This window comes from Natronorubrum halalkaliphilum, assembly GCF_009834785.1.
Taxonomy (GTDB): domain Archaea; phylum Halobacteriota; class Halobacteria; order Halobacteriales; family Natrialbaceae; genus Natronorubrum; species Natronorubrum halalkaliphilum.
In genome coordinates this window covers 4,167-27,267 of record NZ_WUYX01000064.1, presented here as the reverse complement: position 1 = coordinate 27,267, position 23,101 = coordinate 4,167, and the positions used below count along the sequence as shown (strand labels likewise).

Sequence of the window (23,101 nt, the reverse complement as noted above, 5' to 3'; positions counted from 1 at the left end):
CGGGAATCACCGATCGTCACCCCCGAGCACTTCAGTATCGCCGCGCTCGCGCGGCGTCGCGATCGCGGCCGCCTCGCGGCCGTGGAATACGAATCTGACGGCTCGCTCGAGCGCGCCGTCGAAGAGGTCCTCGCGCGCGGACGGAATGAGCGTGTGGACGATCAGTCGCTGGTCGTCCGCCCGGACCGTCAGCGTCCCCGGCGTCAGCGTGATGCTGTTGGCTAACGCGAGCAAGGGGAGCCCGCTCCTGACGCGGGCGTTGACCCGCGCCATCGTCGGATCGATCGGCATGGACGGACGCAGGATGACGATCGAGATCGCGAGGTTGGCCTTGACGATCTCGTAGATGAGATACGGAATGTAAAACGCAAAGCGTACCGTCCGGATCGGCGACTGGACCCGATCGAGCGGGAACGTGAACGTGATGTGGGCGAGCGAGACCGAAACGATGCCGGCGACCGCTGCACCCGTCACGAGATCGAACCAGTAGGTCGGATCGCCGAGAACGAGATAGAAGGCATAAGAGATCCAGAACGTCGCGAACAATCGATCGAAGTGTTCGGTGCCGTCGCCGACCAGTCGCTCGTGACGGGCCGGTCGCTCGACCGGTGCCTCGTCGTACGCTAACCCGACCGCGTCGAGTTCCCGTTCGATCGACTGGAGCATCTGGGCCGTCGCGCCGGGCTGGTACTCCGGATCGAGGATGACGGTATCGATGTCGTGTTCCTTGGCGTAATCGTCGAACGCACCGGCGAAGTCACGCGGGCCAAAGAGGTACTCGTCGGTGCCGAGCAGCGACGTTTCGACCGTTACCGACGCGCTTCCGGCGTCCTCTCTAACCCAGTTTTTCGCCTTCGATAGCAACTCCGCTGCCTCTTCGGTGAGCTGTCGACTCTCCGGAAGGTCAGCCTCGTGGGGGAGTGCGACCACGAGGTGACAGTGGAGCTCCTCGCCGCTCTCGAGACCTGACTGAACCGCGTAGCCGACCGTCTGCCGAACGGTCACCGTGTCCGACAGCGGTACGAGTACTCGTTCAGCCGCCACGGCGCATCCCTCCGGGTGACCGTCGTTGGATATTCATGACTCTCGTTGTTAGTCGAGTCAAGCGGTACCCGTAGGAAAACGATTTCGTTATCCACCAGACAGACCGCCGGACCGGCGAGTTTTTTCGTGGATTCTACGACAATTCGCGGTACTTTTCGCCGGAATGTCAACGATAGTCGGACCGGCGGAAGCGCGTTCGATCGGTAGCTTTACAATCGTATTTGTTCTACCACAATTTGACTTTCATGAGAGCGACGAACGATACCGTTTCCAGTCGTATCGAGATCGCACGCGCCGAGCTGACGCCCATCCAGTTTGCAACCGGGTTGCTGTTTGCCGCAGCGATCGCGTTTGTGCTGGTGTTCCTTCAGGAGCCACTCGCTCACGACGCGATGCACAACTTCCGTCACGCCGCCGGAATCACGTGTCACTGATCGATGATCGTCGACTATCTCCAGCGTGGCATCCTGGCGGGCGTCGTCGCCGGCCTCGCCTACGGGATGTACATGGCGTTCGTAGCGAACCCGTTGAGCGAGTATCTCCACGATACCCAACACGAGCACGGACACGACGAACACGGGCACGACGATCACGGGCACGGGCACGGACACGGTGAGCACGTACACGAACACGCCGAACACGCCGTCTCCGAGACGACGACGGCGCTCGTGAGTATCGGCAGCGGCGCGCTGTGGGCGATCTTCCTCGGCGGACTGTTCGCCCTCGCACTGTACGTCCTCGAGCCGGCCCTTCCGGGTCCCGACGGCATCAAAACGTACGTCCTCGCGGGAGCCGGATTTATTTCGGTCTCGGTGACGCCGTGGCTGGTCCTCCCGCCGGCAGCACCGGGAGCCGAACAACTGTATTCGATCGAGAGCCGACTGGCTATCTACGTCGCCCTCATCGCACTCGGTGCGGTCGTCTCGGCCGCATCGATCGCCGCATACAGGCGAACGGCAACACGGCATCCGGCAATCGGGGTGGCTGCCGGTGCAGTGCCGATCGCCGCGATGCTCGCCGTCGTTCCGTCGATTACGCCAACGGTCGTTACGCATCCCGAACTTTCGAGCGCTCTCGTGTCGGCATATCGGGCGCTGGCCGTACTGAGCCAGGCCGCAATCTGGGTGCTGCTCGCGGGAACGTTCAACTGGCTCCAGCGACGCGCCGACCCGGCTACTGCCGTCGACGGGTCGCACGAAACCCTCACAACGAAACAATAACACCACAATGAAAGACCAAACCGAACGACAACGCGATCGACTCGCCGCCCAGGTGTTCGTCTGTACGAACGACCGCGACTCCGAGTACGCCTGCTGTGCCGACGTCGGCGGGCAGGAAACGCTCGAGGCCATCAAATCGTGGCTTCGCGACCGGAACGCCTTTTGGAGCCCGATCGGCGTGGTCGAAACCGCCTGTCTGGGACTCTGCAGCGAGAACGGGACCGCGATCGCGATTCAGCCGCGCAACGAGTGGTACTCCGAGGTTCGGCCGGACGACGTGCCGGCACTGCTCGAGTCGACGTTCGGACCGGACGCGACCCAGTTCCGCCACGAAGCCGGGAACTCGAGCGAGAACGGACCGACGGCCGGCGACTGACCGCACGCGACACAACGTTTTTGGCTCGACCTGTTGAGACCTACCCGATGGCCCGACTCCTCTCCGATGCGGTCTCGCTCACCGAGAGCCAGCGACTCGTCCGCTCGAGCGTCCGCGACGTCTGTTCGGATTTCGACCGCGAGTACTGGCGTCGACGGGCCGCTGAGGGGGAGTACCCCCACGAGTTCGTCGACGCGCTGGCGGATCACGGCTGGATGGGGATTCTCGTCCCCGAGGAGTACGGCGGTGCGGGGATGGGAACGCAAGAGACCGTCGTGATGATGGAAGAAATCGCGGCCAACGGCGGCGGATTCAGCGCGGCACAGGCGATCCACGGCGGCGTCTACAACACCGTCCCAATCGTCGAGTACGCGAGCGAGGAACTGAAAGACGAGTTGCTCCCGCGGGTCGCCGACGGTGAAACGTCGATCCAGGCGTTCGGGCTGACGGAGCCGAACGCGGGTTCGAACGCGACGGCGATCGAGACTCGCGCGGAACACGACGGCGACGAGTACGTTATCAACGGCCAGAAGGTCTGGACCTCCCGCGTCGACGTGTCGGACTACATCGTCCTCGTCGCCCGCACGACGCCGCTCGAGGACGTCGAGAAGCGAACCCGCGGCATCTCGATGTTCCTCGTCGATCTCGCGGCCGCCCACGAACAGGGAGCCCTCGAGATGGAAGCGATCCCGAAATCGGCGAGCGAGTTCGTCCACTCGTTCGAACTCTGGTTCGACGATCTCCGCGTGCCCGCGGCGAATCTGATCGGCGTCGAAGGCGAGGGGTTCTCCCAGGTGCTGGACGGATTGAACGAGGAACGGCTCGTCATCGCCGCCGAGTGTCTCGGCCTGGGGCGGCTGGCCCTCGATCGGGCGGTCGAGTACGCGAACGATCGGCACGTCTTCGACCGATCGATCGGCTCGAATCAGGCGATTCAGCACCCGCTGGCGGAAGCGTACGCCCGGCTGCAGGCCGCAAAGCAACTGACGTACAACGCCGCGGCTCGAGCCGCGTCGGACGAGGAAGTCGATCTAGGAGCGTACGCGAATGCGGCGAAGTTTCTCGCGGCGGACGCCGCCTACGAAGCCGCCGATGCGGCGGTCCAGACCCACGGCGGGTTCGGCGTCGCGACGGAGTACGATGTTGAACGCTACTTTCGGGAAGCCCGCCTGACGCGGCTGGTTCCGATTACACAGGAGTTGGCGCTGAACTACCTCGGCGAGAACGTACTCGGACTGCCGCGGTCGTACTGACTTCAAGACGTTCCACGACCATCCATGACAGATTCGGATAACACTACTGAGACCAACGCGACCGGCTCCGACGATGAATCGACCAACAAGCGACTCATCGAGGGGTGGCACGGCCGCTACTACGAGGATTTCGAGGTCGGTGACATCTACAAGCATCCGTTCGGACGTACCGTCACCGAAACCGACAACGTGTGGCTGACCAACGTCACGATGAACTGCAACCCGATGCACTTCAACGAGGCCTACGCCAGCGAGACGGAGTTCGGCGAGCGCCTCGTCGACGGCACCTTCGTCATCGCACTCGCCGTCGGTATGAGCGTCATCGACGTTTCCGTCAACGCCACCGCAAACCTCGGCTACGACGATATCCGCCACCACGCACCCGTTTTTCACGGCGATACCATCTTCGCCGAAAGCGAAGTGCTGAGCAAACGGGAACTCGAGTCCCGCGACCACGTCGGCATCGTCGAGACCGAACTCCGAGCGTACAATCAGCACGACGATCTGGTGTTGAGCCTCGAGCGAACGCCGATGGTGTTGAAACGCGAGCACGCCGAGCCCTCGGCGGCGAAGCCGCCGGGGTGGCCGGAGGGGATCGGAACGCAGCCGGAGGATTGCTAACGGTCTCGAAAGACTGTTCCGATAGATAGCAGCCCCACCCCTCGTTTCCGCTCGGCAGCTGCCAGATAGCAACGGATCGTAACTGGCTCGATACGGGATTGACAACGCTTTCTCATACACAGCGGTTTTCCTGAGTTAATTATGCGAATTGCAGAGAGAAGATACTGTGAAGAGAAATATGCTCATTCTCCTGTTCAATACGAGAGACCTATACACCAAAGAGTTGGAAAATAGTGACCAGTTGTTCCTTGAGGTTTTACTTCACTCAGGTTTTATTATAGAATACTTAGTTCATTATAGCTACAAATTTGCCAAAATAGCACTCCTAGATTGAACCCTCCTGTTCGAGTGCTCTCAACGATGCTGTAGACACCCCTATCTATTTGTTCTGAACAGTCCGAACCGTCACGCACACACCCCTATCGATTTGTCTACACCCGCTAACACCAGATGTGCCCGTTGACTGGATGGCTATTCATAGAATCCACTGTTGAAAGGCTCTCTCCATCAGCGTTGTCCGCTTACTTTTACCTTCATCAATTTTGTCATGTTCGACCCACCGGTCACTCAGAGAGTTACACATCGATAACGGGGGGTGACCGGCGATAGGATCATTGCCCGCGTTTTCGAGTCCAGAGGCCAACAACATTCATCCGAACTCGCGTAGTCGACCTACTATGCCCAACGGTACCACAGACATCGTCCTCGTCGACGGCGCACGGACACCACACGGCACGCTGCTGGGATCGCTCGAGGATGTCGAACCGATCGAGTTAGCACGAACGTCGATCGACGGACTGCTCGAGCGAGCCGCCATCGACGAAACCGAAGTCGACTGGGTGGGACTCGGTAACGCCATTCAGGCCGGGATCGGCCAGGTGCCCGGACGGCAGGCCGTCGTCGAGTCGGCGCTGTCCAACGAGACGCAAGTGACGACCGTAAACGAGGCGTCCGGATCGGGGCTTCGCGCGATCACCCTCGCCGCGGACCGGATCGAAGCCGGTCGCGCGAACATCGCGATCGCCGGCGGCTTCGAGTCCATGTCCAACGCGCCGTGGATCCTCCCGGGCTACCGAAAGGGGCGTCGCCACGGTGACGTGGAACTCAAGGATTCGATGCTGCTGGATTCGCTGTGGGACGTCAACCTCGACCTCCACATGGGCGAGATCACCGAGCGGATGGTAGACCGCGAAGATATCTCTCGGAAGGCACAGGACGAGTACGCCCTCGAGAGCCACCGATTGGCTGCCGAGGCGATCGAGTCGGGCGAGTTCGACGACGAAATCGTTCCCGTCGAAACGCGCTCGGGAACCGTCGAAACGGACGAAGGCCCGCGCCCCGAGTCGACGCTGTCGGACCTGGCCGAACTGCCGACGTCGTTCCGCGAGGACGGCACTATCACCCCCGGGAACGCCTCGAAGCTCAGCGACGGCGCGGGGACGGTGCTGCTAGCCGACGGCGAAACGGCCGCCGACCGCGGCCTCAAGCCGATGGCGAAACTGACCGATTACGACCTCGTCTACCGCGACCCCGACGAGTTCAACGAGGCCGTCGGCGACGTCGTCGCGGAACTGCTCGCGGACAACGACCTCGCGGCGGACGACGTCGACGCCTTCTGGATCAACGAAGCGTTCGCCGCCCAGTCGGTGTACGTGATGGAACGGCTCGAGATCCCGCGCGAGCGAATGAACCCCAGTGGCGGTGCGGTCGCCTTCGGTCACCCGATCGGCGGCTCCGGCGGAATGCTCGCGGCCAGCCTGGCCTACCAGCTTCGGGACGATCCGGAGGTGAGCCGCGGACTCGTGGGGATGAGCGTCGGCGGCGGCGGGGCGATCATGGCGCTGCTGGAGGAGTACTGATCGCCGGCCGCTGACCTGACCCTGACCCGGATCCTGGCCTGTCCCTGCCCGTCGAGGCTACGGCCGTCGACCCCGAGACTACGACCGTCAACCTCCACCGTCAAGATCGACACCGAGACGACAGCCCGAACCTGTCCCAGCAGTCTCAGTGAGACGCCCACCTCGAGCGCTTCGAGACGTTTACCTACCGGCCGTCCCGAACACCAGCCAATGACGCTGTACTCTCGGGTCCGCCCCCTCGCGTTCAAACTGCCGGCCGAGACGGCACACGACCTCGGCAAGCGGACGCTCCGGGCGACGCAGTCGACACGGCCGACGCGAACGGCACTCTCCTACGCGTATCAGTACGACCATCCGGCGCTCGAGGTCGACCTGTTCGACACCACGTTTCCGACCCCCGTCGGCGTGGCCGCGGGCTTCGACAAGAACGCTGAGGTGACCCACGCCCTCGAGGCGCTGGGCTTTGGGTTCGTCGAAATCGGGACCGTGACGCCGTATCCACAGCCGGGCAACGACCGGCCGCGGCTGTTCCGGCTGCTGGAAGACGAGGCGATGGTCAACCGGATGGGATTCAACGGGCAGGGAATGGAACGGGTGAAATCGCGACTCGAGGCGGACGGCACCCCCGGCTTTCCGCTCGGCGTGAACGTCGGGAAGATGAACTCCTCGAGCGAGGCGGAAGCGATCGAGGACTACCGACGGGTCTTCGACCGGCTCTCGCCGTTTGCTGACTACGTCGTCGTCAATGTCTCCTGTCCGAACACGCCTGAGGAGTTCGACGAGGGCTCACCCGAGCACCTCCGAACGATTTTCGAGACGCTCGAGGCGGAAAACGACGCGAACGTGCCGATCCTCGTCAAGATCGGCCCCGACGAACCCGAAGACTCGATCCTCGATCTCGTCGATATCGTCCGGGAGTTCGATCTCGACGGGATCGTCGCGACGAACACCACCACGAGTCGCGAGGGCCTCGAGTCGCCGAATCAGGAGGAGTGGGGCGGTCTCAGCGGGAAGCCGGTCGAAGACCGCTCGACCGAGATTATCCGGACGATCGCCGACTACACCGGCGGCGACCTGCCGATCGTCGGCGTCGGCGGCGTCGACTCGCCGGTGAGTGCCTACGAGAAGATTCGGGCCGGTGCCTCGCTCGTGCAACTGTACACCGGATTCGTCTATCAGGGCCCCTCCACGGCCAAACGGATCAACCGCGGGCTCGTGGCGTTGCTCGAGCGCGACGGCTTCGACTCGATCGAAGACGCAGTGGGTGCTGATCTCGAGGAGTGATACGGATTGCTGTAACTATGTACCGCCGATCACCAGGGACGGGGTCGGTGATCGGCGGTAATTGACTACAGTAAACCGGATGAGTGGCGATTGCAGCGGCGGTGTCGGCTGTAGTGGCGGTAACGATCGAACGACGTGACGACTGCAGTGACCACCTAGCCCGCGGGCCCGGGATCGTCGATCGCGTCGTCGAGTCCGTGGTGCTCGGCCGGACCGAGGGCCTCGGCGTCATAGGTCTCGCGGATTTCCCGACTCGGCGACTCTTCCTGCTGGGATTCGACGACGGGTTCGCCGTCGCCGTCCGTCACGGAGAGATATACCGATCGGAGTTGGTCCATCCTATCCGTCTCGCGAGTCTCGTCTGGCTCAGCGTCGGAGTCTGTCATCCTGCGTATTCCTCATCGATCCGATCGGTTGGACGGGCTATATATACCGACTCCTACTTTCACGAAGTGAAAAGTGTCGCGGTGTGGGACCCGTCTGTCAGCCATCGTGTGGTTCCACGATCTGAGGACGGCTCGTCTCGACGGTTTCACACCGATGGTAATGGCCAATTGTCGGTAGTCCGCAGTCGTCACTTCTCGAGGCAAGTGTTTCAGTTGAGATTAATTTCTGCCGAACGGCCCTCGTCAGCGAGCAACCGGGACCTATACTCTGAGGCGATATTCTATCTCGTTCATAACTAACCACATTTGAAAGATCATTCCAGACGATGGGGAGTGAGGCAACAGCGAGCAGGCGGACAGTGACTGAACAGCCCATCCGTGGGCCGGGTCGGGTGCCGGGTCAGGGAAGAGACAACGATCCAATTCGGTGGTCGGGCCTATGACGCCGGAAACCGTTTCTCGAGGCGTCACTGAATCGGCGGAGCAAACGCCGGAACTCTCACAGGACGTCGCGTTCGAGATGTTGAGCTGTCAGCGACGACGATACGTGCTGCACTATCTCAAGCAGAGCGGTGGCGCGGCCGAGTTGCGCGACATCGTCGAGCGAGTCGCGGCCTGGGAGAACGACGTTTCGCCGGCGGAGGTGACCTACGAACAGCGGACGCGGGTGTACACCGCACTGCGGCAGTCGCATCTGCCGAAGCTCGACGACGGCGGCGTTGTTTCGTTCGACGCCGATCGCGGAACGGTCGTCCTCACCGAGACCGCGTCGGAGCTCGAGGTCTATCTCGACGTCGTTCCGCACAACGATATTCCCTGGAGCAAGTACTACGCGGGGCTCGGGATCCTCTGTACCGGCTTCGTCGCGGGGATGTGGATCGGCCTCCTGCCGTTCGCGTTGATTCCACCGCTGGTGGGGACGGCACTCGTTACGATGGCGTTCACGATCTCGGCGGCAGTCCACGTGCAGTACGATAGTCGGATGCGACTCGGGAGGGACGGTCTCCCGCCGAATCAGACGACGGGGAATGGACCATGGGAGTGAACCCGACCGTCAAAACCGGACTCGCCGTCATCGCAGGCGCCGTGGTGCTGGCGCTCCTGTTGCTCGTCGGACTGGTCGCCGTTCCGGGCCTCGTCGGCGGGGACGACGCGTTCGTCGTCACCTCGGGGAGTATGAGTCCGACGATCGAAGCGGGCGACGTCATTATCACGCAGGACGTCGACCCCGAGGAGATCGAGTCCGGGGACATCGTGACCTTCCACGATGGGAGCGAAGCCAACACCGGCTACGTGACCCACAGAGTCGTCGACGTCGTCGAAGAGAACGGCGAGCGATACTTCGAACTGCAAGGCGACGCCAACGACGAACCCGACGAGGGGCTCGTCCCCGCCGAGTACGCACAGGGTGATCTCCACCTGCACGTGCCGTACTTCGGGTATCTGTTACTGTTCGCCCGCTCGAGTCTGGGGCTGTTCGTGCTGGTGATCGGACCAGGACTCGTCCTCGTCGGCTCGGGGAGCTGGCAGTTACTTCGCGAGTTCGGGTACGCGCCCGCAAGCGGGAGCCTCGTGGAGGCGATTCTCGGGCCGGGGTACGCCGAGGACGGTGGCGATTCTGAGCCGCCAGCGCTCGAGGGGCAGGTTGAACCGCCAGCGCTCGAGCCGGCCGAGGACGCGGGCCTCGAAGGAGACGGTGGCACGGACGCGGACGCGGGAGCAAAACTGGAATACGAGGACGCAGATGAGGTCCCAGACGGTTCCACGACTGGGACGGAGGTGGACGAATGACTCGAGTCCACGTCGTTCGGCTCGCGGTCGCGCTCGTCCTCCTCGCGACGGTCGCCGGTGCGGTATCGGTCGCGACGACGACCAGTCAGTTCTCGGATTCGGAATCGCTCGAGGATAATCAGATCGGTGCGGCTGAGTGGGGGTATACGCTCGTCGTCGAAGACGATAGCGATGACTTCGATACGGCTGGGAACAGTAGCAACGACCTCGAGGTTATAGCGACGGTTACGAACGAAAACAGAGGGACCGAAGCGGTGAACGTTTCTCTCGAGATCGGAAACAAATCCGAGACCGAAGCGATGACTCTCGAGCGGAATGAGTCTGACACCGTTACGTTCGTGCTCGAGGTCGACGAGATGGATGTCGGTGAGCACGAGTACGTGGTTACTGCCGCAGAGGAGGAAATCCACGGAAAAGTGACCGTCTCCGATGGCGACGAAGAAGTTGACGATTCCGCAGAAGATGCGTCCGAGGACGATGCACTCGACAGTGGTGATGGCAATGAATCGGAGACAGATGGTGAAATCGAGAGTAGCGATGACGAGGCGGAGACGTCCGGAGACGACAAAGACACTGACGGCGGTGATTCCGTCGAAGAAAATGACAAGGAGAACGAAGGAGGAGATCCGGACTCCGAGGACACAGACGCTTCCGAGAACGACGAAACCGATGACTAGGACAAGAGTTGAATCGCTGGTCGGTCTCCGAACCAAGTGAACGGCTTCTCTCCGGTTTCCAGACCGTGTAGGCTCCCGCCGTTTCTCGGTTCGTGTCCGAGCGTATCTATCCTCAAGCCATTTTTCTCTCAGTTTGACAGGATTTTCGTTTCAACCCATCGACGGGGAGCCTGCTTCTCGAAACCCTCGACGGACTGGTCTCACCGACATCGACATCGCTGAGTGCGTCTGGTCGCTTCGCATTGATTATGGGAGTTAAAGGGTGAAGATCATGATATCCTCCGAGAAAATTGATCCGGTATATTCGATTATTCACTTCTTCACCGAAGCACAAATCAATATAGAGAAATCGCTCTCGACGAGATCAGTTCAGTTGTTTTCTCCTTCCTCTTCCATCCAGTACGGGGTGGGGTCATCGTTGTGACGGCACTGCTCGGTGTAGAACCCGAAGTCGAAATCGAGTTCATCGTTTTGGACTTCGTTGCCGATACCTTCGGGGAGACACCACTCGAAGCCGATGTAGTGCGTGTTCGACGCTTCGAAGCACTCGGGTTCTTTTGGCTCGTCCACACCTTTGCAGTACCAGAACTGAAAGTTACTGACGCCGTAGCGTTTCCTTCCTTGTGCGGCACCGAACGGAGCAACGGATGCCCCCTCGAAAGCACAGTCCTCGACGGTAAATTCACCACCGTCGGGTTCGCCGGGACCACCTTTCACTCTCGTCTGACAGATTCCGTAATTGCTCGCCCAGTCGAACCCGACGACTTCAGAACTCTCATCGCCCACGTCTTGGTACACGAGGCCAGTGATCCAAATCTTGATCGTATCCCCTTCTTCGCCCTCGAGTTCGATGTGATCACCGTCCTCCCCGTCCGCTTGGTAAGATGCGAAGAGGTCACGGAGGTAATCCTGTATAGCTTCGTCCCCAGTGTACTTTTCAGGGATCGTGTCGTCGTCAATCTTCTCGAGTTCGACACAGTCGTCGGTTTTGTTCTCATTATTAGTATCAGGATCGACTAGAGGGTCGGGATCAAGCAACACGCCACCATTGCTCTCGTTTAGTTCCTCGAGGACATCACGCAGGGATCCCTTGGCGATCACCGGTTCTTTCTCCTCTTGGTGCTCATTGTCTCCCTGTTCGATACCTTCGTTCTCGTTTTCGTATACGTCGTACCACACCTTCGCCTCGATCGCGTCGACAAGATGCGGCTCCTCACCTGGTTCAGGGTAATCCTTGTTTTTTGTCCGGAACCAGATCCACCCGTCGTTATCACAGAGGTGGTAACTAAAGGTAATCTCACCACAATCTCCTGGTTTGATGTCGTCGAGTTCTATCAGCGACTCCTGATTCTCGCCAAAGTAGAAATCTTGATCGAGATCTGTACAGTAGTCAATTTCATCGTCGCCAATGTTTCGGCTGAGTTCACTGTACCGGTACTTCTCGCCGTTCACCTCGATCGATTGTTCGCCATCCTTGTTGTCGTCGGGGTGTGCGTTGACATACGGCCGTCCCGCGTTACCGTAGTCCTGTGGTCGCGTCTCCTGTGACGCACCGTAGTAGAACTGTTGCCAGTCGAGTTTGAGCTCAAGTTCGCCTGCGGCGAGTTCGTTTGGAAGTTGCTGTTCATCACTGAAATACGCACTCGTACCTGCACCCACGAGCGCACCACCGACACCGATGGTTCCCAGTCCTGCGAGCACGTTTCGCCTCGAGATCGAATTGTGTTCCTCTGTCATGGTCATCCACCCCGTCTCGAAGGAGCGCACGGCACACGGGCACAACGCGGTGAGACCGCGTGTCACCCGTCGACGAGCCGAGACTGCCACTCCGAATGGGACAGCAGAAGCAACCAGACAAAGGGGGGTATATATACACAGGCAGGGAAATCGCTAGACGAAGCCTCGTAGTACCTAGACGGACCCTCGAGAGACGACAGAGAGCCCCTACCGAGCGGGAAAACCCGACCGGCACCGTTCCGGACGAATAGCCCTCGAGAGAACCGACAACACCAGACCAGACGACGAACAGGCCGTCAATCGTGAAAATCAGGCGTTCCTATCGGAGCGCACAACCCACCACGGAGCCCATTAGTCGTCGTCTACGCGCACCCGCGTCCCGTACCCGGACTCACCAACCACGTCGCCGTCGTCGTACACTACTTCACCACGAACCACCGTCGTCACCGCCTTGCCGGTAAAGGACTCGCCGAGAAACGGCGTCACGGAGTTCTTCGAGTGCAGTTCCGAACTGTCCTCGAGCGTCCACTCCAGGTCGGGATCGACGAGCGTGAAGTCGGCGTCGGTGCCGACCTGAAGCGACCCCTTCTGCGGGTACATGCCCCAGATCTGGGCCGGTCGCGTCGAGTGGCGGCGGACCCACTCCTCGAGCGTGAGCCGACCCTGATCGACGAGCGTGAGCATGACCGGAATTTCGGTCTCGAGGCCGACGAAGCCCGAAATCGCCTCCCAGGTGTTGCCGAAGGGGTCGTCGACCATCTTCTCCTCGGGGGTGTGCGGTGCGTGGTCGGTGGCGATGCTATCGATAGCGCCCTGCTCCATGCCGACCGTCCACAGTTTCTCGCGTTCCTCGGCGTCTCGAATCGGCGGCTGAATCCGCGCCGGATTCCCTTTCTCGCGCATGACGTCCTCGGTGAACCAGAGGTAGTGGGGCGTCGTCTCCGCCGTCACGTCGACGCCGCGGTCCTTCCCGCGGGCGACGGCTTCGGCCGCCGATCCCGAGGAGACGTGGTACATGTGGATCTTCGCGCCGGTCTCCTCGGCGAAGGTGATCATCCGCTCGACGGCCTCCCGCTCGGCGATCACGGGCCGGGAGTGAGAGTGATCGATGGGGTCGTTTTTCCCTTCGGCCTGGAACCGCTCGGTGTAGTGGTCGATAATCTCGCCGTTTTCCTCGTGAAAGCCCAGTCGCTTCCCCGTCTCGCGGATCGACTCCATCGCCTCGAGGATCTCGCCGTCGTTCGGCGGCGGCACGTCGCCCACCGTCGAACCGAGGAAGATCTTGTAGCCGAGCGCGCCGGCCTCGTCGAGGTCCGGGATCAGGTCGAGGTTTTCGGACGTGACGACGACGAAACTCTGGAAGTCGACGTGAGCCGACGCCTCGCCGCGGTCGAACTTCAACGCGAGGTGGTCGGGACGGTCGATGACCGGGTCCGTGTTGGGCATCCCGACGACGGTCGTCACGCCGCCGGCGGCGGCCGCCCGCGTCGCGGACTCCCAATCTTCCTTGTACTCGAGGCCGGGTTCGCGGTTGTGGATGTGGGCATCGACGATGCCGGGGACCAGCACCGACCCGTCGCCGTCGACGACGCGGTCCGCGTCGGGGAGCCGGTCGCTTCGGCCGACGGCGACGATGGTTCCGTCCTCGACGGCGACACCCGCATCGGACGTCCGCCCGGCGGGGGTGACGACGGTACAGTTGCGAACGACGAGGTCGACGCTCATTGCCGGACGTTGCCGAGCGTGGCGCATATAGCTTCTGTTGGCCGCTCGAAGCCGGATGGCGCGAAGTCGACGACCCGTCGGTGACCGGAAACCGGTCACTAGCGCTCAGTCGGCGGCCGTAGGCTCGAGATACAGCGGGGTACGAGTGGTATACTAAACGGCGAGGAGGTGCCAGAGCGAGACAATGGACTCGCCAGCGCTTCGTGACAAGACGGTACTCGTGACCGGCGGTGCGGGCTTTATTGGGAGCCACCTCGTAGAAGCCCTGACCCCACACAACGAGGTCCGAGTGCTCGATAACTTCTCGTCGGGCGACCGGGCACACCTCCCCGAAGACGTGACGGTAATTGAAGGCAGTATCAGCGATCCGATCGCCGTCCAGGAGGCCGCTCGCGGCGTCGACATTATCTTCCACCACGCCGCAGTCGTCAGCGTCTCCCGGAGCGTCGATGCACCGCGGCAAAGCAACGACACGAACCTCGACGCCAGCCTCCTCCTCCTCGAGCAGGCCCGCCAGGAGGACGCTCGGGTCGTCGTCGCCTCGAGTGCGGCCGTCTACGGCCATCCAGCCGAACTGCCGGTCCAGGAGACCGCGCCGGCCGAACCGACGTCACCCTACGGCGTTCAGAAGCTAGCCCTCGACCAGTACACCCGACTCTACGAGGAGTTGTACGATCTGGAGACGGTCGCACTGCGCTACTTCAACGCCTACGGGCCGCGCCAGCAGGGGCCCTACAGCGGCGTCATCTCGACGTTTCTCGAGCAAGCACGCGCAAACGAACCGATCACGATCGAGGGCGACGGCGAACAGACCCGGGATTTCGTCCACGTGAGCGACCTCGTTCGGGCGAACCTGCGGGCGGCGACGACCGAGGCGACCGGCGAAGCGTACAATATCGGGACGGGGAGCCGGACCTCGATCAGGGAGTTGGCGGAGACGATCAAGGACGCGACCGGTTCGTCGTCGCCGATCGTCCACCGCGATCCCCGACCCGGCGACATCAGACACAGCGGTGCGGACGTCTCCAAGGCTGAGCGAACGCTCGGCTTCGAGTCGCAGGTGGGCCTCGAGTCGGGGATTCGATCGCTCGTCGACGGCGTTCGGCTGTCGCCGACGGGCGAGGACCTCGACTCCGTCGGCGACTCGAGGCGGGAAGAGCAGACCTATAGCTGAGGACGAGACGAGGGCGGCGCGCAGACGGGTACGAGTACGGGCACGGGCACGGGTACGGGGACGGGGACCGGGGACGAGTGTTCGATCCCCCCCGACAATGAACTCCTGTTGGATTTTGTAAGTTAGAGGGCGAAGAGTGATCGATCGCTCTCGAGAACGGCGGCTGAACGCCGACACCGCTGACGGAGCAATGGTGCGACGGATCGCCTGAGTGACGTATGCAACGGAAGGAGCGACGTAGGCGACGAAGGAGTGACCTAACCTAATCGAGAACGACAGGGCCGACGCACGGGACCACCGTAAAATCCTGCGCTGCTTACCGGCCGCTCCGAACGCGACGAAGACCCGACTTCGCTGACGCCCAGGCCGGGTAGACGGTGTTGTAGACGCGAGTCGGTGTGTTACGCGCGCCCGCGCGAAGAAGTCGGTGGGAAAGCGGCGGCGCGGACTCGGAGACGAGCTCGTCGAGATCGGCCTGATCGATCCATTCGAAGAAGGCTGCCTCCTCGGGCGTGGAGGGCTCGGTTTCGCGCGCCCGTTCGCGGATGTCCTCCCACATGAACTTCTCGTCCTGCCCGAGGATCCACCGACCCTCCTCGAGGGCCGTTCGGATCTCGCGGTAGTCCTCGTCGGCGAACGGGTAACCGTGATTCGTGGGCTCGAGTCCGGACAACCGCAGGCCGACGGCGGTCCGATAACACTTCTCGCACTCGCCGCAGTTGCCGTCCATTCGGTCGTTACAGGTCTGGAGCTGGAGGTCCGGCTCCTCCTCTCGAACGTAGTCGGCGATGGCGTCGAGTCGCTCCTGGCGGGTCAGGTCGTAGGAGTCGTGGTGACACTGCGTCCCGGCCCAGCGGACGTGGTCGTCGATGTCGGGTCGCGAGCCCCACTCGAGATCGATCCCGTCCCAGTGGGTGGCGGCGACGTAGAGGTCGTCCATCCCCCGGGCGTAGGCCATCGGTGCACAGAGTCCGAGCAGGCCGAGCCCGTGGCCGACGGAGCTGTACCAGGCCCCGTCGACGTGGCGCTTGTAGTGGGCCAACAGCATCGGGTGGGCGAGAAACGAGAGCATGTTCGACTCGACGAAGGCGGTGTCGAGGCCGTGTGCGTCGGCGAAGGATGAGACCCGCGATCTGAGGTGATTCCAGTTCTCGTCGTCGGCCGAATCGGGCGTAATCGTCCAGCCGCGAATGCTGACGAGCGTCGGCTCCTCCTCGCGGTGACGAACGTACGAACAGGTCGAGTCGACGCCGCCGGTAAAGAGCAGGCCGCTCTCGCCGCCCGATTCGGGATCGGCGTCGATCGTCTCTTTGGCGTACAGCGTTCCGCCTTCGAGGAAGTCGTACATCGAGAGCAGCGACGCCTTCACGTCCTCTAAGGCGCGAGCGAACGTGGCGTCGACCTCGTCGACGTAGACGTCGGCCCCGTTTGCCCACGCGACCGGACAGACCTGCGCGAGGACGGGGATGACGAGGACCCCCTCGGGAACGTCCTCGATCGGGACGTCGTAAGTAGTTCGAAACGATTCGTCCGAAAAGAACCGCTCGAGGTCTGCAGACGTGGAAACGTCACACTCGAGGGTCGTGTCGTCGGCATCGACGCGGTCGATAACGATGGATGACATAGTGATTCTGTATCTGGGTAGTGATCGGCGACGACTGCGCGCTGATCGCTGTGGGTGCGACCGAGGACGAACGGATACAAAAACCATCAGAACCGTTGATCGTTCGGAAATCGAGAAAGCAATCCATAGCGACTGGTTCCCCGCCGATAGGGAGTGCATACTTGCCGCTGACCGGTGTGAACGAGTCGTTCGCTCGTCCGCGGACGACGGGTGATGAAGAGGGACGGGGAGCGAACAACGATCGCTGGCGGTCGAGTCGAACGCTGACGAAGGGCCGGTCGAACGGGGTTCGCTCGAGTGACGGCGGATATCCGTTCGGGGTAAGACCGGCGTGAGACCGACCAGAATCGTCAACCGACGCTCGAGTGGGGACCGAAACTACTGTGCCGACGAAAGTTCGAATTTCGTTATTGTACGCAGATAGGACCCGTATAACAAACGTTGGTTCCGATGATTCTTCGACCAACACATGCGTATCGACACTGGACCGGACAGCCTTCCTTCTGAGAAAGCATGAAACGGTCAACATTCAACGTTACGTTCGCCATCGGGTTCCTGGCGACTGCGATCGGCCTTTTCGTTGCGAGAGCGAACCCCGCGACGAGTTACGAGGCGTCGGTATTTACGGGCACACCGACGGCAACGTGGATCGCGTTCGCAATCGCATTGGCGATCGGTGTCAGTACGGCACTGGCCTGTCGCGGCCGCGAGCAAGCGCTGGGAATCGCACTCGGCGGGACGACGGTCACCGGAATCGTCAGTCTACCGGTGATCCGAAACTACAATTTCTCCGGGATGGGTGACGCGCTCACGCATCTGGGGTGGGTTCGGGATATCACGACCGGCCAAATGGCGCCACACGAACTGTTCTACCCCGGCGTCCACGCGATCGGCGCGGTCTTTCACTACCTCGGCGGTATCCCGATCGAACGCGGTCTCCTGTTTGTCATCGTCATTCTGTTCGTGCCGTTCCTTATCTTTACCCCGTTAGTCGTTCGAGAGATCGCCGGAACCGGCACGGCGGTCGGCCTCGCGGCGATCGTCTCCTGGATGGTGTTACCGATCAATAACATCGCGACGCACATGGGCGTCCACACGAATTCGAACGCGCTCTTTCTGGTTCCCGTCGTCATCTTCGCGTTCGTCGCGTACCTTCGTCGGCGGGCGACGATCGAACGGTTCCCGCTGGGACTCTCGCCGTTTAGCCTCCTCATCGTCTTCACGAGTATCGCGCTCTTGCTGGTCCACCCCCAGCAGATGGTCAACGTGGTCATCCTCATCGGTGCGATCAGCGTCGTTCAGTTCCTCGCCCGACGACGCTTCGACGATCATCCGATCCTCGATCATCCGACCACGTACGCACACACGGTCGTTCTCGGCTCCATCTTTACCATCTGGGCGGTGAGCAACGAACGGTTCAGGGACGCGTTTGCGGGCCTCGTCACCGGCATCTTCACCGCGGATATCGGCGGCGATGCAGAGGTCGAACAGCGGGAGTCCTCGCTCACGGAGATCGGCGGCAGCCTCGGCGAACTGTTCGTCACGATGTTCCTGGACCTCGCAGTGATCTCGCTCGTCGTCGGGCTGTTCATCCTGCTCGTGTGGCTCGGACGGACCAATCTCGATCCCGAAACGAGAACGTTCGTCAACTATCTCTCTATCGCGCTGATCCCGCTCACCGGGCTGTTCGCCGTCTACTTCGTCGGAACCCCGACGATGGCGTTCCGTCAGATCGGCTTTATCGCCGTCGTGTTGACGATTCTGGCGGGGGTCGCCCTGGCACGAGCGTTCGGTAGCCTCTCCGGTGTGATCACGAGGCCGGGAGGTAACGCCGTTGCCGCGCTCGTTCTGGGGGCCTGTCTCGTCCTCGGGTTGATGACGGTGTTCGCTTCGCCGATCATCTACAACCCCGGACAACACGTCACCGAGGAGAAATTCAGCGGCTACCAGACGACGATGGACGACGGTGCTGAGGACGTCCCCATGGCCGGAATGGGGTACGATCCGTTCCGATACGATCACGGAATCAACGGGGCCGAAGGTGATGAGACGCTGAGTGCGGCGACGACCGCCAGCGGTGTCGTTGAACCGGAGGAATTCGAGAACGGCAACTACAGCGGGGCCTATCATGGGAGCGACTACCAGTTCATCGTCACCAGCTTCGACACCACCCGAGAAATCGAGGTCTACCAGGAACTTCACCACAGCGAAGCGGCACTCGAGGGGCTGGAAACCTACTCCGGGGCGAATAAGGTGATTTCGAACGATGAGTTCCGGATGTACTCCGTTTCCGGAGAGGAGTGAGCGATCCCGTTGACTCGGAGATTCGGAAAGAGCTCCATAACAAAACGGGTGACACTCATGGTCGTTGATACGATACATGACTGCCCTCGACGACGTACGTGTACTGGACCTGACGAGGGTCCTCGGTGGCCCCTACTGTACGATGTTACTCGCCGACATGGGTGCCGACGTCGTGAAAGTCGAGCCGCCGGGTGGAGACTTCGTACGCGAGACACCGCCGTTTCACGAGGCCGATGAGAACTTCGGCGGCTACTTTCAGAGCGTCAATCGGGGCAAGCGAAGCCTCGAACTCGATTTCAACGACGAAGACGATCGGGCAGCATTTCGCTCGCTCGTCGGGAAAGCGGACGTCGTCGTCGAGAACTACCGAGTCGGGACGATGGAGAAGTTCGGCCTCGAGTACGAACGACTCGCCGAGATCAACCCGCAACTCGTCTACGCGGCGATGCGTGGCTTCGGCGATCCGCGGACCGGCTCGAGTCCGAAACAGGACGAGCCGGCGTTCGATCTCATCGCCCAGGCGCTCGGCGGCGTGATGGATCAGACGGGCCACGAAGACGGGCCGCCGACGAAGGTCGGCTTCGGCGTCGGCGACATCTTTACCGGCGTCTTGCACGCGGTCAACATCCTCGCCGCGTTGCACCACCGAGACCGGACCGGCGTCGGGCAGTTCGTCGATACGGCGATGTACGACGCGATGGTCAGTCTGTCCGAGCGGTCGGTGTACCAGTACTCCTATACCGGCGACGTGCCGGACCGACGCGGGAACGCCCATCCGACGCTGTTTCCCTACAACGCCTTCGAGGCGGCGGACGGCTCCGTCGTTATCGCGGCGCTCACCGACAGCCACTGGCAGGGCCTCTGTGCGGAGCTGGGACGGCCGGACTGGGTCGTCGACTACGCGAGCGGGCCCGAACGGCTCGAGGCACGCGAGGAACTCCGGCCGGCGATCGCCGAGTGGGTGGGCAAGCGGTCGGTCGAGGAAGTCATCGCCGCGCTGCGGGGAACGGTGCCGTGTGCGCCCGTCCAGGACGTTCGCGACATCTACGACTGCGACCACGTCTCCGAGCGGGAGATGTTAGTCGAGGCGGAGCTCCCCGACGCGGACGAGACCGTCACCATCGCCGGCACGCCGCTCAAGATGGCCGAGACGCCCCCTGAACCGGGCGATCGAGCCCCGCTACTCGACGAACACCGGGCCGAACTGCTCGGGGACGCGTCCGGTGGTAACCCCGAGACCGGGACCGGGACCGAGACCGAGACACCGCCTGATCCGAAGCCGCGAGACGGCGAAACGGGACGGCTCGAGGTGACGGAGGGGATGGACGACGACTGAGGTACAGGACCAACACGCGCGGCAATCCAATTTGAGATTCAGGACCAACACGCGCGACTGACCGTCCCGAATCGACGCGCGACCGATCACACACGCGACCGATCACTATCCGAGGGAAACACCATGGCAACGCAACATTCGCAAACGGAAACCGATTCGACACTCGACGATGGCGACGAGGGCACCGACGGGGAAGCCGAGACGACCGCCCCGGACGCGAGCGACCCGGACGAAACGAATCCGGCGGCCGAGGACGAGGCTGACCCCTACGTGATTCGACCGTACGAACCGGGCGACCGCGAGGACTTCCTCGACCTCTACGAGCAGGTGCTCGGCTCGCGCGACGAGGAGTGGTTCAGTTGGAAGTACGAGGACAACCCCTACACCGACCACGTACCGATGATCGTCGCGACCCATGACGGGACGGTCGTCGGAACGAAACCCTGTTTCGCCCTCGAGTTACGGGCGGAGTCGACGACGTTCCTGGGGCTCCAGCCGGCCGACGTCATGGTCCACCCGGACCATCGCCGGCGCGGGCTCTACTCCCGCACGACCGAACAGTTGAAAGACCGCTACCGAGACCGGGAAGCCGGACTGTTCTTCAACTTCCCCAATCCGGCGACACTCTCGGGGAGTCTCAAGCACGGCTGGCAGATCGTCGAGGAGGTCCCGACGTACTACCGTATCCAGCGACCGGACGCGATGCTCGACGCCGACGACGACCGGCTGGCCGCGCTCTCGAAAACGGCGCGACCGTTCGCGACTGCGTATCATCGCGCACGCGAGGCGCTCGCCGGAACCGCCGCGGACGTCACGGTCAACCGGTTCGACGACGTCCCCGTCGAGCAGTTCGTCGGTCTCTACGAGCAGGCCGTGCCGGGGACGATCCACGCCCACCGCGACGAAACCTTCTACGAGTGGCGCTTCGAGAACCCGCGCTGGGAGTACGACGCCTACGTAGCGACCCGCCACGGCAAGCCTCTCGCCGGCGTCGTTACCGGAACGAAAACGGAGAATGGCTCGAAGACCACCAGTCTCACCGACGTCGTTCCACTGGGAGCAACCCCCCACCGACGGGACGGACTCCACGGTATCCTCGAGCGAGTGATCGCGGACCACCGCGACGCGGATATCGTCGCCGCGAGCGGGCGATCGATCCCGCCGGAACTGCTCGCGCGGTTCGGGTTCCGGTCGGATCAGTCACTTCCGCTCTCCGAACTCGCCCAGGGGACGACGCAGGTCACCTATCCGCTCGCGGACGACGGCGGCCACGAGTGGACCGTCGCCGGCCGGGCCGTCGCCGATCCGGCCAACTGGTCGATCACCTTCGCTGAGCAAGACACCTGGTGATAGTCATGTCAGGTGGTATCGTTGCGCATATTCCTCCGGTAAGCGACGACTGTTCGCGTTAGTTCGTGATCGGGAACCGACGATCAGCTACTCCCGACCGCTGAATCAGCGTTCGCAGATCAGCCGGTACACGGGTTCTCGACCGAGGTAATGGACTATTTACCCGAAAAAGTCGAATTACTCGAGGGGGAAACGAGCCGATTTTCGTTCATAGATTCGTGGCGAAACTCTCACAATTTCTGTTGTGTTATGCAGCGTTAGAAATATATTCTGTAAATTTAAGCTATCTTAGCACGGAAAAGTTTATGAGTGTAAGCCCAGGTTACGCAAGTGTATGGCGCAGAACCCCCGTACGTCCGAAACGGACACTACGCCGACCGCAGCTCCTAATAGTGGATTAAGCCGTCGCAGCTACGTGCGCTCGCTCGCCGCAGCCGCGACCGCGGTAACCACCCTCGGTGCGGCCGGCACGGCAGCCGCCCAGGACGACTACGAGGTTATCGAAGCCGAAAACCAGGCGATCACCATCGGCGACGGTGAGACCTGGGAGAACAAACTCATCGACATGACCACCGGTCAGGATATCACCATCACTGCCGAGGGGAGTAACTGGACGATCCGAAACGTCGGATTCAAAGGCGAAAACACCTCCGGCACCGGCTCCGCAACGTTCGGTGTGATGGACACCGGTGGCTCGAGTACCATCGAAAACGTCTACCTCGGTGACGGCTCCGACGAGCGCAACGGTAGCTCGAGCGGCCACGGCCAGACCGCATTCTGGGTCAACCCCGACCACGCCGGCCACATCGACTTCCGGAACGTCAACATCCAGGGCTTCGCGGACAACGCGATCTACGGCTCCGCGCCCGGAAACGGCGCCGGCGGAACGGTCCACATCGACCGCTGTTACGCCGCGAACTGTTACGTCTCGCACTTCCGTCTCGCGACGGAAGGCAGCAAAGTGACGAACTCGAGCGTCTACGTCGACAATCAGGACTACGTCGGCCGCGGCATCTGGGCCTGGTCGCCCGGGACGGTCGAAGTCGAGAACTGCCAGATCGAGATGAACGGCCACAACACCGCCATCGACGCCGGTGCCAACGGCCAGGGAACGACCGTCGTCGTCAGCGATACCGACTACGACGAGCAGGCCGGAATCGCCGAACACGCCGGATCGAACGTTCGACTCGAGGGCGACTCCGGAACCAACCCCGAAGCGTTCATCCCGAGCGGAACGCCGACCAGCCCCGAAGAAGCGGCGGCCGGCAGTAACGAATAATCGACGGGCAGTTCCTCCGTTCCCCTCCACCCCTCCCGTACCCCCCCCCCCCCCCCCCCCG

20 protein-coding genes are annotated in these 23,101 nt (G+C 62.1%); 15 read left to right on the top strand and 5 right to left on the bottom strand.

What is annotated here, in order from left to right; all coding sequences use genetic code 11:
- Positions 1–6: 6 nt before the first annotated feature.
- Positions 7–1,044, bottom strand: a complete 1,038-nt coding sequence (locus tag GS429_RS17575; protein WP_328821460.1) for a monovalent cation/H+ antiporter subunit E — start codon at positions 1,042–1,044, stop codon at positions 7–9.
- Positions 1,045–1,289: 245 nt separating this feature from the next.
- Here GS429_RS17575 and GS429_RS17570 point away from each other — a divergent pair, with 245 nt between their 5' ends.
- The 7 genes from GS429_RS17570 to GS429_RS17540 all read left to right on the top strand — a co-directional run bounded on the left by GS429_RS17570 (position 1,290) and on the right by GS429_RS17540 (position 7,657).
- Positions 1,290–1,478 carry a CbtB domain-containing protein gene (locus tag GS429_RS17570; RefSeq protein ID WP_160066654.1) on the top strand — a complete coding sequence of 63 codons (189 nt, stop codon included), beginning with the start codon at positions 1,290–1,292 and terminating at the stop codon, positions 1,476–1,478.
- 3 nt (positions 1,479–1,481) lie between these two features.
- The gene (locus GS429_RS17565) at positions 1,482–2,264 is read left to right on the top strand and encodes a CbtA family protein (protein ID WP_160066653.1); all 783 of its coding nucleotides are present in this window, start codon (positions 1,482–1,484) and stop codon (positions 2,262–2,264) included.
- 7 nt (positions 2,265–2,271) lie between these two features.
- A complete protein-coding gene (locus GS429_RS17560) occupies positions 2,272–2,640 on the top strand; it encodes a (2Fe-2S) ferredoxin domain-containing protein (protein ID WP_160066652.1) in 369 nt (122 codons plus the stop codon).
- Between the two features lie 47 nt (positions 2,641–2,687).
- Positions 2,688–3,893, top strand: coding sequence for an acyl-CoA dehydrogenase family protein (locus GS429_RS17555; RefSeq protein ID WP_160066651.1), 1,206 nt, complete (start codon positions 2,688–2,690; stop codon positions 3,891–3,893).
- Between the two features lie 24 nt (positions 3,894–3,917).
- Complete coding sequence (locus tag GS429_RS17550; protein WP_160066650.1) at positions 3,918–4,514, top strand: MaoC family dehydratase; 597 nt, start codon at positions 3,918–3,920, stop codon at positions 4,512–4,514.
- 677 nt (positions 4,515–5,191) lie between these two features.
- Positions 5,192–6,373: a thiolase family protein gene (locus tag GS429_RS17545; protein ID WP_160066649.1), complete on the top strand. Its 1,182-nt coding sequence runs from the start codon at positions 5,192–5,194 to the stop codon at positions 6,371–6,373.
- A gap of 210 nt (positions 6,374–6,583) precedes the next feature.
- Positions 6,584–7,657 carry a quinone-dependent dihydroorotate dehydrogenase gene (locus GS429_RS17540; RefSeq protein ID WP_160066648.1) on the top strand — a complete coding sequence of 358 codons (1,074 nt, stop codon included), beginning with the start codon at positions 6,584–6,586 and terminating at the stop codon, positions 7,655–7,657.
- Positions 7,658–7,812: 155 nt separating this feature from the next.
- Here GS429_RS17540 and GS429_RS17535 read toward each other — a convergent pair whose 3' ends face one another.
- A complete protein-coding gene (locus GS429_RS17535; protein WP_160066647.1) occupies positions 7,813–8,043 on the bottom strand; it encodes a hypothetical protein in 231 nt (76 codons plus the stop codon).
- 439 nt (positions 8,044–8,482) lie between these two features.
- Here GS429_RS17535 and GS429_RS17530 point away from each other — a divergent pair, with 439 nt between their 5' ends.
- From GS429_RS17530 to GS429_RS17520, 3 genes are read left to right on the top strand one after another with little or no spacing between them, the layout of a single operon-like run.
- Positions 8,483–9,088 carry a DUF7344 domain-containing protein gene (locus GS429_RS17530; protein WP_160066646.1) on the top strand — a complete coding sequence of 202 codons (606 nt, stop codon included), beginning with the start codon at positions 8,483–8,485 and terminating at the stop codon, positions 9,086–9,088.
- On the top strand, positions 9,079–9,834 hold the full coding sequence (locus GS429_RS17525) for a signal peptidase I (RefSeq protein WP_160066645.1): 756 nt from the start codon (positions 9,079–9,081) through the stop codon (positions 9,832–9,834). The genes GS429_RS17530 and GS429_RS17525 overlap by 10 nt, the downstream gene beginning before the upstream one ends.
- A complete protein-coding gene (locus GS429_RS17520; RefSeq protein WP_160066644.1) occupies positions 9,831–10,511 on the top strand; it encodes a hypothetical protein in 681 nt (226 codons plus the stop codon). The genes GS429_RS17525 and GS429_RS17520 overlap by 4 nt, the downstream gene beginning before the upstream one ends.
- 369 nt (positions 10,512–10,880) lie before the next feature.
- On the opposite strand, the gene GS429_RS17515 is transcribed toward GS429_RS17520, so the two are convergent.
- Both GS429_RS17515 and allB read right to left on the bottom strand, forming a co-directional pair.
- Complete coding sequence (locus GS429_RS17515) at positions 10,881–12,248, bottom strand: TasA family protein (protein WP_160066643.1); 1,368 nt, start codon at positions 12,246–12,248, stop codon at positions 10,881–10,883.
- Between the two features lie 351 nt (positions 12,249–12,599).
- Positions 12,600–13,973, bottom strand: a complete 1,374-nt coding sequence (gene allB / locus GS429_RS17510; RefSeq protein WP_160066642.1) for an allantoinase AllB — start codon at positions 13,971–13,973, stop codon at positions 12,600–12,602.
- Between the two features lie 184 nt (positions 13,974–14,157).
- Between allB and GS429_RS17505 the strand changes: the two genes are divergently transcribed.
- Complete coding sequence (locus GS429_RS17505) at positions 14,158–15,147, top strand: NAD-dependent epimerase/dehydratase family protein (protein ID WP_160066641.1); 990 nt, start codon at positions 14,158–14,160, stop codon at positions 15,145–15,147.
- A 316-nt stretch (positions 15,148–15,463) separates the two neighbouring features.
- On the opposite strand, the gene GS429_RS17500 is transcribed toward GS429_RS17505, so the two are convergent.
- Positions 15,464–16,771, bottom strand: a complete 1,308-nt coding sequence (locus GS429_RS17500) for a hypothetical protein (protein ID WP_160066640.1) — start codon at positions 16,769–16,771, stop codon at positions 15,464–15,466.
- Between the two features lie 513 nt (positions 16,772–17,284).
- On the opposite strand from GS429_RS17500, the gene GS429_RS17495 reads away from it, so the two are divergent.
- The 4 genes from GS429_RS17495 (at position 17,285) to GS429_RS17480 (ending at position 23,040) form a co-directional block, all read left to right on the top strand.
- Positions 17,285–19,075 carry a hypothetical protein gene (locus GS429_RS17495; protein WP_160066639.1) on the top strand — a complete coding sequence of 597 codons (1,791 nt, stop codon included), beginning with the start codon at positions 17,285–17,287 and terminating at the stop codon, positions 19,073–19,075.
- A 76-nt stretch (positions 19,076–19,151) separates the two neighbouring features.
- Entirely contained in the window at positions 19,152–20,411 is a 1,260-nt protein-coding gene (gene mct / locus GS429_RS17490) for a succinyl-CoA:mesaconate CoA-transferase (RefSeq protein WP_160066638.1), read from the top strand.
- Between the two features lie 123 nt (positions 20,412–20,534).
- Complete coding sequence (locus GS429_RS17485; RefSeq protein ID WP_160066637.1) at positions 20,535–21,761, top strand: GNAT family N-acetyltransferase; 1,227 nt, start codon at positions 20,535–20,537, stop codon at positions 21,759–21,761.
- A gap of 334 nt (positions 21,762–22,095) precedes the next feature.
- The gene (locus GS429_RS17480; RefSeq protein WP_160066636.1) at positions 22,096–23,040 is read left to right on the top strand and encodes a hypothetical protein; all 945 of its coding nucleotides are present in this window, start codon (positions 22,096–22,098) and stop codon (positions 23,038–23,040) included.
- Positions 23,041–23,101: the final 61 nt, after the last annotated feature.